This window comes from Microbispora sp. KK1-11, from assembly GCF_006874435.1.
GTDB lineage: Bacteria > Actinomycetota > Actinomycetes > Streptosporangiales > Streptosporangiaceae > Microbispora > Microbispora catharanthi.
In genome coordinates, this window is sequence record NZ_VIRJ01000007.1 from 40,320 (window position 1) to 53,225 (window position 12,906).

Here is a 12,906-nt window from a genome sequence, read left to right on the forward strand (position 1 = left end):
CGGCACGGAGGAGACGGAGGAGACCGGGCATGCACGTCGACAATCTCCCGGCCGGCGGCACGGCGCCGCCGGAGACGGACACCGGACCGGCCGTCCGGCCGCCCGTCGTCACCGCCAGGGGCGTGACCAAGGCGTACGGGCGCACCCGGGCCCTGACGGGCGTGGACCTGGAGGTCCGCGCGGGCGAGGTGCTCGGGCTGGTCGGTCACAACGGCGCGGGCAAGAGCACGCTCATGCGCGTGCTCGCCGGGCTGGAGGCCTGCAACACGGGCACGGTCCTCGTGCACGGGAGGAAGGCGTCCGCCGAGGACTTCCGGTCGGTGCGGATGGCCTACCAGGAGACGTCGCTGTGCCCCGACCTCACCGTGGCGGAGAACATGTGGGTGTCCTCGCGGCACTGCCTGCCCCGCCTGGGGTGGCGGCGCGCGGCGAGCGACGCGGTGCGCCGCCGCCTCGACGAGATGTTCCCCGGCCACGGCGTCTCCCCGCGTGACCGGGTGGAGGACCTGTCGCTGGCCCGGCGCCAGATGGTGGAGATCGCCCGCGCCTGCCTGGTGGACCGGCTCGACCTGCTGATCCTCGACGAGCCCACCGAGTCGCTCGGTCCGGACGCCGCCCGGTCGCTGTACGCCTACGTGCGCAGGCTGACCGAGGCAGGCACCGCCGTGCTGCTCATCTCGCACCGCATCCGCGAGGTCCTCTCGGTGGCCGACCGGGTGGCCGTGCTGCGCGACGGCGCGGTCACCGCGGAACGGCCGGCCGGCGGGCTCGGCGAGCCGGACGTCCTCGAGCTGATGGGCGCCCACGTCGCCGCTCCTGCGGCGGCCGGCACGCGGACGGCCGCCGCAGGGACCGCCGTGCGGGAGACGGTGGCCGAGCTGCGCGGCGCCACCGGACCCGGCCTGCGGGAGGTCACCCTGCGGGTCGGCAAGGGCGAGGTCGTGGGCCTCGCCGGGCTGGCCGGCCAGGGCCAGCAGGAGGTGCTCGAACGCCTGTGGCGGCCGGTCCGGCGCGACACCACGGTCAACGTGACGCGGGCGTACGTGCCGGGCGACCGGCAGCGCTCGGGCGTCCTGCCCCTGTGGAGCGTGGGCGACAACCTGATCGTGACCGCGCTGCGCGGCATCGCCCGCCGGGGGCTGCGCCGTCCAGCCGATGAGCGCGCGGTGGTCGGCGACTGGGTGAAGCGCCTGGCCATCAGGGGCGGCGCGGAGGCCGGGATCACCGAGCTCAGCGGCGGCAACCAGCAGAAGGTCATCGTCGCCCGCGCCTTCGCCTCCCCCGCCGGGCTCGTGCTGCTCGACGACCCGTTCCGGGGCGTGGACGTGCACACCAAGACCGATCTGTACCGCCTCATCAGGGAGGAGGCGGCGAAGGGCCGGAGCATCGTCTGGTACTCCAGCGAGAACGCCGAGATGGCCCACTGCGACCGGGTCTACGTCTTCCGTGCCGGCCGGATCGTGGCCGAACTGACCGGCGAGGAGATCTCCGAGGAACGCATCATCGCCGTCTCCTTCAACGAGGACGGAGGGAACGACTGATGGCCCAGCTTCTCGCCCCGGCGCTGCCCGACCGCGCGCGGATGCGCCGCTCGGCCCCGGCCGCGGTCAGCGCCGTCGCCCTGATCGCGATGATCTGCGTCTGCTCGTCGCTCCAGCCGGGCGTGCTGACCGTGGAGGGCCTCACGCTGGTCCTGTCCGCGACCGTCCCGCTGGTGATCGCCGCGCAGGCGCAGATGACGCTCATGGCCGTCGGCGACATCGACCTCGGGATCGGCAACTTCGTCGGCCTGGTCACGGTGGTCTCCGCCACCCTGCTGGTGTCGTCCCCCCTCCTCGGCGTGCTCGTCCTGGTCGGACTGGTCGCGGCGTACGCCGTGCTCGGCCTGCTCATCCACCTGCGGGAGGTGCCGGCGCTGATCGCGACCCTCGGCGCCTCGTTCGTCTGGCTCGGGCTCGGCCTGTTCCTGCTGCCGACGCCGGGCGGCACGACCCCCGGGTGGCTGGCGTCGTTCGGCGCCTGGCAGCCCGCGGGCTTCCCGGCGCCGCTGCTGCCGATCCTGGTCGTCGCGCTGGTGGTCTACCTGCTCACCGCGCGCAGCGCCGCGGGCGTGCGGATGCGCGGTCTGGGCAGCAACCCGGTCGCGCTGCGGCGGGCCGGCCTGCGGCCGCTCACGTCCCGCGTCATCGCCTACGCGACGGCGGGCGCGCTCGGCGTGCTGTCCGGCCTCGTCCTGGCCTCGCAGACCGGAGGCGGAGACGTGTCGTCGGCCTCCAGCTACACGCTCATGACCGTGGCCGCGGTGATCCTCGGCGGGGGCTCCTTCTCCGGCGGCAACGCCGTGCCGTGGGGCGCCGCGATCGGCGGGGTGACGCTGGGGCTGGTCAGCGTGGTTCTCAGCCTGCTCGACGTGCGGTCCGACATGCAGTCGGCCGTGCAAGGCGTGATCGTCCTGGCCGTGCTCGCCGGCCGCGTCGTCGTGGGGAAGGTGCTGCGGTGAACATCCGCGTGACTCGCCAATGGAGCGGCCCCTGGATTTGGGGCTTCGCCGCCGCCGCGCTCGTGTGGCTGGTGATCCTGGCCATCTCGGGCCAGGGCGGCGGGCAGACCGTCTCCCTCGCCCTGTCGCTCGCGCCGTACCTCGTCATCGTCGGGCTCGGGCAGATGCTGGTCATCAGCGCGGGCCCCGGCAACATCGACGTGTCGGTGGGGTCGGTCATCTCGCTCGCCGGGTTCGTCTCGGTGGCGGCGGCCTCCGCGACCGGCTCGGCGGCCGTGGGGATCCTCGCGGGCATCGGCGTCGGCGTCCTCGTCGCGGCGGTCAGCGCCGTGGCCATCCTCGGCCTGTCCGTCCCCCCGATCATCGCCACGCTGGCCGCGGGGCTCGTCGCCTCGTCGATCACGCTGTCGATGGCCAACGGCTTCACCGCCGTGCCCGACGCCGGCCTGCGCTCGGCGCTCAACCTGCGCCCGGCCGGCGTCCCGCTCCTCGCGCTGGCGATCGCGGTGCTGACCGTGCTCGTCGTCGCGCTGCTGCGCCGCACGGTCTACGGCCGGTCGCTGATCGCGGTGGGCCAGAGCCGCCGGGCCGCCGAACGGGCCGGCATCCCGGTCGCCCGGATCATCGGGTCGACCTACCTGCTGAGCGGGGCGCTTGCCGGGCTGACCGGCGCACTGCTCGCCGCCTACATCGCGCCCTCGGCCGATCTCGGCACCCGCTACCTGCTCGACTCCGTGGCCGTCGTGGTCATCGGCGGCACGCTCATCTCCGGCGGCCGCGCGGTCCCGGTGGGCGTGTGGGGCGCGGCTCTCTTCTTCATCCTGCTCGACGGACTGGTCAACCTCGTCGGCTGGAGCACCGCGGCGCAGAACCTGCTCAAGGGCGGCCTGGTGCTCTTCGTCCTCTTCCTCGCCGGTGGAGGCGACCGTACGGCATCACTGTTCAGACGGCGATCGCGCACCGCGACCGCCACCACCACTAGCACAGGAGACGACACTGATGGCTGACACCGACGGCCTGCTCGACGCCCGCGACTTCGGGACGTCCGCCGGGCCCGCGGCGAGCGGCTTCCACGTCAAGGGCGCGCACGGGCAGGACTGGGGCCTGCGCAACCGCCTGTCGCGCATCTTCCGGCCGGACACCGGGCGCACGGTCATGCTCGCGTTCGACCACGGCTACTTCGTCGGCCCGATGGCCGGTCTGGAGCGCCTCGACACCCGGATCGCCCCGCTCGTCCCGGACGCCGACGCGATCATGATGACCCGCGGCGCGCTGCGCACCAGCATCCCCGCGACCACCGACGCCGGCATCGTGCTGCGCGCCAGCGGCGGCCCGAGCATCCTGCGCGAGCTGTCCGACGAGCACATCGCGCTCGACATGGAGGACGCGCTGCGCCTCAACGCCGCGGCCGTGGCCATCCAGGTGTTCATCGGCGGTGAGCACGAGTCGCGGTCGGTCGCCAACCTGGCCGCTCTCGTGGACGCCGGTCAGCGGCACGGCGTGGCCGTGCTGGGCGTCACCGCCGTCGGCAAGGACATGGTCCGCGACGCCCGCTACTTCCGCCTCGCCACCCGGATCAGCGCCGAGATGGGCGCCCACATCGTCAAGACGTACTACGTCGAGGAGGGCTTCGAGACCGTCACCGCGAGCTGCCCGGTGCCGATCATCGTCGCGGGCGGCAAGAAGCTGCCCGAGCTCGACGCCCTGACGATGGCCTACCGGTCGATCCAGGAGGGCGCCGCCGGCGTCGACATGGGCCGCAACATCTTCCAGAGCGACAGCCCCGCCGGCATGCTCGCCGCGGTGCGGGCGGTCGTGCACGACGGGCTCAAGCCCGAGGAGGCGTACGAGATCTACAAGGAGAAGGCGGGCGGCTCCGCAGCCTAGTCCGATCCTTCTCCGGCGCGGGTCCGCCCGCGGACCCGCGCCCGTCACCCTCCGGGAGCCACCCATGTCGCAACACGTCCCCTCCGGTGAGAACGACGTCGTCGATCTCGCCGTCATCGGAGCCGGTATCAACGGGCTCGCCATCGCCCGGGACGCCGCCGCCCGCGGCCTGCGCGTCGTCGTCGTCGACCGCGCCGACGTGGGCTCGGGCACGTCGAGCACCTCCAGCCGGCTGATCCACGGCGGCCTCAAGTATCTCGAGCGCTACGACTTCGCGCTCGTGCACGAATCCATCCGGGAGCGGCACCTGCTGTTCCGCACCGCTCCCCACCTCATCCGCGACTACCCGATGCTGATCCCCTTCTACGAGGGGAACACCCGGCCGGGAGCGCTGATCCGGCTCGGCCTGCTGGCGTTCGACACGATGGCCCTGGGCCGGGGACGCGGGCTCAGCCGGGGCGTGCCGGTCCGCACGGTGGCCCGCCGGTGGCCCACGCTGTCGCGCGAGGGCCTGCGCGGGGCCGCGCTGTTCCACGACGCGCAGGTGCCGTGGGCGGAGCGGCTCTGCGTCGAACTGCTCCTCGACGCCCGTCACCTGGGCGCGCGCGTCCTCACCTACACCTCGGTCACCGGCCTGATCGTCGAGGGCGACCGGGTCGCCGGTCTTCACACCGAGGACGTAAGGACCGGGGAGCGCGGGGAGATCCGGGCCGCCGTCACCGTCAACGCCGCCGGGCCGTGGATCGACCAGATCCTCGACGGGCAGATCGAGAGCCGGCGGCTGAACGGCGGCACCAAGGGCAGCCACGTCGTCCTCGACCCGTTCCCCGGAGCCCCCGACACCTGCATCTTCTTCGAGGCGGCGGCCGACGGCCGGCCCATCTTCGTCTTCCCCTGGCAGGGCCGCTACGTGCTGGGCAGCACCGACCTCACCTACGAGGGCGACCTGGACGAGGTCGTGGCCGGCGACGCCGAGATCGACTACCTGCTCGCCGAGACCAACCGGATCTTCCCCCAGGCGCGGTTGACGCGGGACGACGTGCTGTGGAGCGTCGCCGGCATCCGGCCCCTCCCGTACACGGCCGGGGTGTCGGACAACGCCAAGATCAGCCGTGGGCACACGGTGCTCAACCACGCGCCCGCCTACCGGGGCCTGCTGACGGTCATCGGCGGCAAGCTCACGACCCACCGGGCGCTCGCGGAGGACGTGACCGACGAGGCGCTGCGCGTGCTCGGCAAGCGGCCCCGCCCGTGCGTCACCCGGACCCGGCCGTTCCCCGGCGCGGACACTTCGGACTGGCCGGAGTTCGTGCGCGACTTCCTGCGTGAGTCGCCGCTGGACGGCGCGTCCTCCCGCCGGCTGCTGCAGCTGTACGGCGTGCGCGCCCGCCGGGTGCTCGACCTCGCGGCCGAGGATCCCTCGCTCGCCGAGGTCGTCGACAAGGAGACCGGCGCCCTGGCCGCCGAGGTCGTCATGGCCGTACGCGAGGAGGGCGCAGTCACGCTGGCCGACGTCATGCTGCGGCGTATCCTTGTCGGGCTCAACGGCGACATGGGCCTTTCCAGCGCCGCGACCTGCGCGGACGTCGCCGTACGCCACCTCGGCTGGGACGAGGGGCGGGCCCGCGCCGAGATCGCCGCCTACGAGAACGAACTGCGGCGCCACCGTCCCCGGGCGCTGGCCGCGGCGGCGGGCTCGGGCGCGGGCGCAGGCAGGGGCAGCGACGGGAGGACAGCATGACGAACCTGGCCACGTGTTACATCGGGGTCGACGTCGGCCTGACCGCGTCGAAGGCCGCCGCGTTCGACGCCGAGGGGCGCGAGGTGGGGGTGGTGCACGCCCGCACTCCCCGGACCAGCGTGACCGCCCACCGGCACGACGTGGACATGACCGGACTGGCCGACACCGTCGTGTCGCTGCTCGGCGACCTCGCGGGCAAGCTCGCGGCCGACGGGTACGCGCCGGCCGGCATCGGCGTGGCCGCCCACGGCAACGGGCTCTACCCGGTCGACGCGTCGCTGCGACCGGTCGGGCCGGCCATCGCGTCGTCGGACAGCCGCGCCCAGCACATCGTGGACGCGATCGAGCCGGAGGCGGCCCGCCGCCTGGCCGCCGAGACCGGCTCCATCCCCTGGGCGGCCCAGCCGTCCGTGCTCCTGCGCTGGATGCACGACGCCGAGCCCGAGGCGTACGCCGCGACCCGGTGGGCGCTGTCGTGCAAGGACTGGGTGACCTCGCAGCTCACCGGTGTGCCCAGCGCCGACTACAGCGACGCGAGCGCGTTCGGCATGGTGGCGCTGGACACCCGCGAGTACACCCCGACGGCGCTCGAACTGGTGGGGCTTCCGGTCGGCGACCTCGACCGCTTCCCGCCGCTGCGGGAGTCCGGGCAGGTCGTGGCCGGGCTCAGCGCGCGGGTCGCGGAGCTGACCGGGCTGCCGGAGGGGCTGCCCGTGATCGCGGGCTGCATGGACTGCGTGGCCGCCACGCTGGGCGCGGGCGGCCGGGCGCCGGGCGACGTGACGATCATCGTGGGCACCTGGGCCATCAACGGCGTCGTCGTCCCCGCCGCCACCCCCGCACCCGAGGTCACGCTCAGCGCGCTGATGCCGGACTCGGGAACGATGCTCGCCATGGAGGTCGCCCCCACGTCGGCCGCCAACCTCGACTGGCTGAGCACCGCGTCGGTGCCGCACCGGGCGACCGCCGGCGTCCCGGCGACGGACCTGCTGGCCGAGGCCGCGACGGTGGCGCCGGGCGCGGACGGGCTGCTGTTCCTGCCGTTCGTCAACGGCGCCCCCGAGCACCCGGCGGCCTCAGGGACCTTCCTCGGCATCTCCGCCGTCCATCGTCGCGGGCATCTCACCCGTGCGGTCATCGAGGGGGTCGCCCAGTATCACCGGGTGCAGCTCGACCGGGTCCTGGCCAGCGGTGCCGACGTGGGCGACCGCCCCTGGCGGCTGGCCGGGGGCGGCGCGCGGTCGGAGGTCTGGGCGCAGATCTTCGCCGACGTGCTCGGCCGTCCCGTCCGCCGGCAGCTCACCAGCGAACTCGGCGCGCGCGGGGTCGCCTCGCTGCTGCCCGCCGCGCTGGGGCACAGCGACGTGCCGTGGTCGGTCAGCGACACCGACGACCTGTGCGTCCGCCCCGGCCCCGCCCGCGAGGCGTACGTCCGGCAGGCGGAGGTGTTCGACCGGTGCCTGGCCGGGATGTCCGCCGCGTGGTCGGAGGTCGAGCGGTATCGCACGTCGGGATTCGAACCGGCTCCCACGTCGGACGGCCGCTGACAGGTCGCCGCGGCACAGTGTGGCGACACAGTGTGGCACACAGCCCGGCGGCAGAGCGTGGTGGCAGAGCGCGGCGGCAGAGCGTGGTGGCACCGGTGCGGCGGTGCCACCGCGGGGGCGCCGGGCGCGCGGGAAGGAGTTCCCGGCAGCGCTGTCCGGCGCCGTCCCGAGGAGCGGGCGGCCGTGTCATCGGCCGCCCGCGACCCGCGCCCGTCAGAGCTTCGGCTTGGCCGCCTTGTACAGCCACGCGTCGAACAGGTCGCCCAGGTTCTGGCCGGACAGCCGTTCCGCCAGGGCGATGAGGTCCTCGGTGGTGACGGTGGAGTGCCGGTTCTCCTTCGTCCACGTGCGCAGCAGCGTGAAGAACGTCTCGTCGCCGATCCTCTTGCGCAGTGCGTGCACCGTCATGGCGCCGCGGAGGTAGATCGCGTTCCAGTCGAACATGCCGTTGTGGCCCGGGTCGCCGGTCTTGAGCTTCCAGAAGGCGCTGCCGGCCTTGTGCCTGTACTGCCGGGCGAAGGTCTTCTCCGCGGAGGGGCCGCCGTGCTGCTCCTGGTACAGCCACTCGGCGTACGACGCGAAGCCCTCGTTCAGCCAGATGTCCTTCCAGCTGCGCAGGCCGACGCTGTCGCCGAACCACTGGTGGGCCAGTTCGTGCACGATCGTCGGCTCGTCCGACATGCCCGTGTCGTACACCGGTCTGCCCTGTGTCTCCAGCGCGTAGTAGACGCCGAGCCGGTCGGCGATGCCGCCGGTCGAGGAGAACGGGTAGTCGCCGAAGATCTTCGACTCCCATGTGACCGCCTTGGCGGTGGTGGCGTGCAGGCGCTTGAACTCCTTGGCCAGGGACGGATCGTAGGCCGTGATGTTGGGCATGCCGTCGACGGTGCCCCGGCTGACCTTGAACTTCCCGATCGCGATCATGGCGAGGTAGGACGCCATGGGCCGGCGCATCTCCCACGTGGAGGTCCTGTAGCCGCCCCGCGGGCCGGCGACGCCGGAGTTCTTCGGCTCGCCGTTGGCCAGGACCGTCAGCCCCTCGGGTGCGGTGATCTCGAAGGTGTAGGTGGCCTTGTCCCGCGGGTGGTCGTTGACCGGGAACCAGCTGCGGGCGCCGTCCGGCTCGGCCAGCACGACGGCGCCGTCCTTGGTGTCGATCCAGCCGGTGGAGCCGAGCGCCCTGTCCTTGATCGATTTTGGCCGGCCGGCGTAGGACACCTCGACGGTGAACGCCTTCCCGGACGGCAGCCCGTGCCGGGGCGTGACGACGAGCTCCTGGCCCTTCCTGGCGTACGAGGCCCGCTCGCCGTTCACCTCGACCTTGCCGATCTTCGGCCCGGAGAAGTCGAGGTCGAACCGGGAGAGGTTCTCGGTCGCCGTCGCCGTGATCGTCGTCGTGGCGCTGAGGTGACGGGTCTTCGGCGTGAACCGCAGCCGGATCGTGTAGTGGCCGACGTCGTATCCGCCGTTGCCCGCCTGGGGGAAGTACGGGTCGCCGAGACCGGCCGAGCCGGGGACGTAGGCGCCGGAGCCGGTGCTCGCGTGGGCCGGCACGGCCGCCACGGCCGGCAGGGGAACGGTCAACGTGAGGCCGGTGGCGACGAACGCCGCCAGGGGGGATGATCTGCGCAGCATGATCCCTATCGTGGTGCATTGCTCCACGAAAGCTGCAATTTACGAGCTTTGCGGATCGCCTCAGGGGCAGCGCTCCAGCACGTTCGCCATCTCGGCCAGGAAGCCGTCCACCTCGTGGATCGCGTAGCCGGGCCGGAACACGACGGTCGCGAACGTGGCCTTCCTGACCTGCTCCGCCGTCAACGGCTCGGCAGCCGTCCCGCGCAGCGTCGCCACCACCCGGTCGAGGAACGCGTCGACCTCCTCCTCGCGGTAGCCCATGCCGAGCCGCCCCGGGCGGAAGGCCACGCGCTCCACCCGGGCCGCCTGCGCCTCCAGCCAGGACTCCCCGGAGCCGGCGGTCTTCGCGAGGGCCGTGTCCGATCGCGCCCGCTCCTCGGCACGCGTACGGGGGGACGAAGCCGCCACGGCCGGGGTGGCGGGCTTCGGAACGGCGGGCGCGGGCTCTTCGGCGGCGGGCGTCTCGACGGCCGGCTCTTTGACTGCCGGCTCTTTGACTGCCGGCTCTTTGACTGCCGCCTCTTTGACGACGGCGTTCTTGGCGGCGGCGTTCTTGACGGGCTTCCTGGCTGCGGACGGCGGCGTCACGGCCGGCGTGGACGGTGTGCTCGCGGCGTCCTGGCCTGCCCGCGCCTCGACCGCCACGATGAAAGCGTCGAGCGCGAAGTCCACGGCCGTCTCGTTGTAACCCCCGCGCTTGACGGCGAACTTCGCGTTCCTGATCTCGTCGGCGGTCACCGGCGGCCCGTCGAGCGGGCCGAGCCCGAGCGTCCGCTCGATCCTGCGCACGAAGTCGTCGACCTGTTCTGGGTCATAGCCCAGGCGCACGGCCATGACGCGGGGAAAGCGGTTCACACCACACCTTCCTGCCCGTTGCTGACGCCCGTCCATTTTGACGGGAGTCCCAACAGAAAGGCGAGACCCAAAGATCGACCGATGTTCGTACGCCGGGAGGAACATCCCGATAGGCTCAAAAAACTATGCGGATCGCCAGCCTCTCCTTCCGATATGGACGGCGCGACCCCTGGATCCTGTCCGACGCCGGCCTGGTCCTCGACGCGGGGGACGTGGTCGAGGTCACCGGGCCCAACGGCACCGGCAAGTCGACCCTCCTGCGACTGGTCGCAGGGCTGCTCAGGCCCGTACGCGGAAGCGTCCAGGACCGCCCCCGGGTCGTCGGGTACGCCCCCGAGCGGTTCCCCGCCGACCAGCCGTTCACCGTAGCGTCCTACCTGCGGCACATGGCGGCGGTCCGGAGAGTGAGCACGGAGTCGATCGGCAGGTGGAGCGAGCGGCTCAGCATGGACCACCTGCTCGGGCAGCGCCTGCCCGATCTGTCCAAGGGCAGCGCGCACAAGGTGGGCCTCGCGCAGGCGCTGCTCGCCGAGCCGGGGCTGCTCGTGCTCGACGAGCCCTTCGCCGGTCTCGACGCCGCCACCCGCGCCGAACTCCCCAGGATCATCGGGGACATCAGCGCGCGCGGCGGGATCGTGGTGGTGAGCGACCACCAGGGTGATCTGCGCGCCTTTCCCGGCCTGCGCCGCTGCGAGGTCCGCGACCGGGTCGTACGGGAACTCGAACCGGTCGCGGAGGCCGGCGAGACGGCCCTGACCGTGCTGGAGGTGGCGGTGGACGCGTCGAGGGCCTCGGACCTGGCCGACCGCCTGCGCGCCGAGGGCTGCACGGTGAACATCACGGGGCACGTCACGGGCCGCATCGCCGGGGAGGCGGCCGGATGATCGCCGTGATCGCCCTGGCGCGGTTCCGCGTCACCGGATACATCGCATCGCACCGGGCCCTGCAGCCGCTGCTCGCGCTGCTCGCGCTGCTCGCGGTCCTCTACGCGACCGCCGTGCCCACCGGTCAGGAGATCGGGGCCACCGCGGACTCGGCGGCCATGCTCGTGCCGGTGCTCGCCTGGGCCGCCCGCGGCCTGCTCGACACGGAACCCGACGAGCAGCGCAGCGTCGCCCTGTCCGCCCTGGGAACGCGGGAACTGGTGAGCGGTCTGCTGGCGGCGTTCGCGTCGCTGGTCGCGCTGGCCGCGATCGCCGAGGTCGCGTTGCTCAGCCGCCTGACCACCTTCCCCACCACCGACGTGCTGCTGGCCGGGGTGTGGCTGCATCTGCTGTCGGCGACGGCGGGGCTCACGCTCGGGGCGCTGACGAGCCGCCCGATCCTGCCGTCTCCCGCGGTCTCCACGATCGCCCTGATCCTCGGCTACCTGTCCATGCTGGTGCTCAGCATGGCCGGGGCCCGCTGGCTCACCGTGCCGGTCATGGCCTGGATGCGGGACGCCCATCACGGGGTGCTGCTGTCCGGGCTGCCCCTGCTCACGGTGCAGTCGCTGCTGTGGCCCGCGATCGGCCTGGCGGCCTACGCGTGGCTGCGCCGTACGCGCCCCTAGGTCACTACTGTGGTTATTGGGGCGCCGCGGCGAGCTGCCCGCACGCCCCGTCGATCTCCCGCCCCCGGGTGTCCCGCACGGTGACGGCGACGCCGTGGGACTCCAGGCGGCGTACGAACGCCCGCTCGTCCTCGGGACGTGAAGCGGTCCACTTCGAGCCGGGCGTGGGGTTGAGCGGGATCAGGTTGACGTGCACGAGCTTGCCCTTGAGCAGGCGGCCGAGCAGGTCGGCCCGCCACTCCTGGTCGTTGATGTCCTTGATCAGGGCGTACTCGATGGACACGCGCCGCTTGGTCTTGGCCGTGTAGCTCCAGGCCGCGTCGAGCACCTCGGCGACCTTCCACCGGGTGTTGATCGGCACGAGCGTGTCCCTGAGCTCGTCGTCCGGCGCGTGGAGGGAGACGGCGAGCGTCACCGGCAGGCCCTCGTCGGCGAGCTTGCCGATCGCCGGCACCAGGCCGACCGTCGACACCGTGACGCCGCGCGCCGAGATGCCCAGGCCCTCCGGCGCGGGGTCGACCAGGCGGCGGACGGCGCCGATGACGGCCTTGTAGTTGGCCATCGGCTCACCCATGCCCATGAAGACCACGTTGGTGACCCGTCCGGGCCCGCCCGGGACCTCGCCCTGGGCCAGCGCCCGGGCACCCGCGACGACCTGCTCGACGATCTCGGCGGTGGACATGTTGCGGGTGAGCCCGGCCTGGCCCGTCGCGCAGAACGGGCAGTTCATGCCGCATCCGGCCTGGGAGGAGACGCACATGGTGACGCGGTCGGGATAACGCATCAGGACCGACTCGACCAGCGAGCCGTCGAACAGCTTCCACAGCGTCTTGCGCGTCATGCCGCCGTCACAGGTGATCTCGCGTACGGAGGTCAGCAGCGGGGGCATGAGCTGCTCGACCAGCCGCTCGCGCAGCGCGCCCGGCAGGTCGGTCATCTGCTCGGGAGAGCCGGTCAGCCGGGTGAAGTAGTGACGGGAGAGCTGGTCGGCGCGGAACGGCTTCTCCCCCAGCTCCGCCACCGCCGCCCTGCGCTCGGCCATGGTCAGGTCGGCGAGGTGGCGCTGCGGCTTGGCCCTGCGGGGCGCCACGAAGGTCAGCTGCCCGGTCTTCGGCTGCTCGCTCACGCAAAACCCTTTCCATCATCCGCGGCCGTGGTCTTAACGACTGGCGCAACGCGGCTTTACATT

Annotated in this window: 11 protein-coding genes; 8 read left to right on the forward strand and 3 right to left on the reverse strand. The window is 72.7% G+C overall.

Translation table 11 applies throughout. The features are described 5' to 3' along the window. Window positions 1-29: 29 nt before the first annotated feature. The 6 genes from FLW16_RS12695 (at window position 30) to FLW16_RS12720 (ending at window position 7,675) form a co-directional block, all read left to right on the forward strand. The gene (locus tag FLW16_RS12695) at window positions 30-1,541 is read left to right on the forward strand and encodes a sugar ABC transporter ATP-binding protein (protein WP_142560218.1); all 1,512 of its coding nucleotides are present in this window, start codon (window positions 30-32) and stop codon (window positions 1,539-1,541) included. Continuing rightward, window positions 1,541-2,500: an ABC transporter permease gene (locus FLW16_RS12700; RefSeq protein WP_142560219.1), complete on the forward strand. Its 960-nt coding sequence runs from the start codon at window positions 1,541-1,543 to the stop codon at window positions 2,498-2,500. The genes FLW16_RS12695 and FLW16_RS12700 overlap by 1 nt, the downstream gene beginning before the upstream one ends. Further along, complete coding sequence (locus FLW16_RS12705) at window positions 2,497-3,507, forward strand: ABC transporter permease (RefSeq protein ID WP_260615206.1); 1,011 nt, start codon at window positions 2,497-2,499, stop codon at window positions 3,505-3,507. Before FLW16_RS12700 ends, FLW16_RS12705 begins: the two co-directional genes overlap by 4 nt. Next, window positions 3,500-4,387, forward strand: a complete 888-nt coding sequence (gene lsrF, locus FLW16_RS12710) for a 3-hydroxy-5-phosphonooxypentane-2,4-dione thiolase (protein ID WP_142560220.1) — start codon at window positions 3,500-3,502, stop codon at window positions 4,385-4,387. The genes FLW16_RS12705 and lsrF overlap by 8 nt, the downstream gene beginning before the upstream one ends. A gap of 64 nt (window positions 4,388-4,451) precedes the next feature. After that, on the forward strand, window positions 4,452-6,128 hold the full coding sequence (locus FLW16_RS12715) for a glycerol-3-phosphate dehydrogenase/oxidase (RefSeq protein WP_142560221.1): 1,677 nt from the start codon (window positions 4,452-4,454) through the stop codon (window positions 6,126-6,128). Beyond that, the gene (locus FLW16_RS12720) at window positions 6,125-7,675 is read left to right on the forward strand and encodes an FGGY-family carbohydrate kinase (protein WP_142560222.1); all 1,551 of its coding nucleotides are present in this window, start codon (window positions 6,125-6,127) and stop codon (window positions 7,673-7,675) included. The genes FLW16_RS12715 and FLW16_RS12720 overlap by 4 nt, the downstream gene beginning before the upstream one ends. Before the next feature lie 213 nt (window positions 7,676-7,888). On the opposite strand, the gene FLW16_RS12725 is transcribed toward FLW16_RS12720, so the two are convergent. Together FLW16_RS12725 and FLW16_RS12730 are read right to left on the reverse strand one after the other, a co-directional pair. Beyond that, window positions 7,889-9,310, reverse strand: a complete 1,422-nt coding sequence (locus tag FLW16_RS12725; protein WP_142560223.1) for a M1 family metallopeptidase — start codon at window positions 9,308-9,310, stop codon at window positions 7,889-7,891. Window positions 9,311-9,370: 60 nt separating this feature from the next. Then, on the reverse strand, window positions 9,371-10,165 hold the full coding sequence (locus tag FLW16_RS12730; RefSeq protein ID WP_185949390.1) for a DivIVA domain-containing protein: 795 nt from the start codon (window positions 10,163-10,165) through the stop codon (window positions 9,371-9,373). A 125-nt stretch (window positions 10,166-10,290) separates the two neighbouring features. Here FLW16_RS12730 and FLW16_RS12735 point away from each other — a divergent pair, with 125 nt between their 5' ends. Both FLW16_RS12735 and FLW16_RS12740 read left to right on the forward strand, forming a co-directional pair. Continuing rightward, window positions 10,291-11,049: an ATP-binding cassette domain-containing protein gene (locus tag FLW16_RS12735; RefSeq protein ID WP_142560225.1), complete on the forward strand. Its 759-nt coding sequence runs from the start codon at window positions 10,291-10,293 to the stop codon at window positions 11,047-11,049. Then, the gene (locus FLW16_RS12740) at window positions 11,046-11,717 is read left to right on the forward strand and encodes a hypothetical protein (RefSeq protein ID WP_142560226.1); all 672 of its coding nucleotides are present in this window, start codon (window positions 11,046-11,048) and stop codon (window positions 11,715-11,717) included. The genes FLW16_RS12735 and FLW16_RS12740 overlap by 4 nt, the downstream gene beginning before the upstream one ends. Window positions 11,718-11,730: 13 nt before the next feature. On the opposite strand, the gene rlmN is transcribed toward FLW16_RS12740, so the two are convergent. Next, window positions 11,731-12,843: a 23S rRNA (adenine(2503)-C(2))-methyltransferase RlmN gene (rlmN, locus tag FLW16_RS12745; RefSeq protein ID WP_142560227.1), complete on the reverse strand. Its 1,113-nt coding sequence runs from the start codon at window positions 12,841-12,843 to the stop codon at window positions 11,731-11,733. Between the last annotated feature and the right edge of the window lie 63 nt (window positions 12,844-12,906).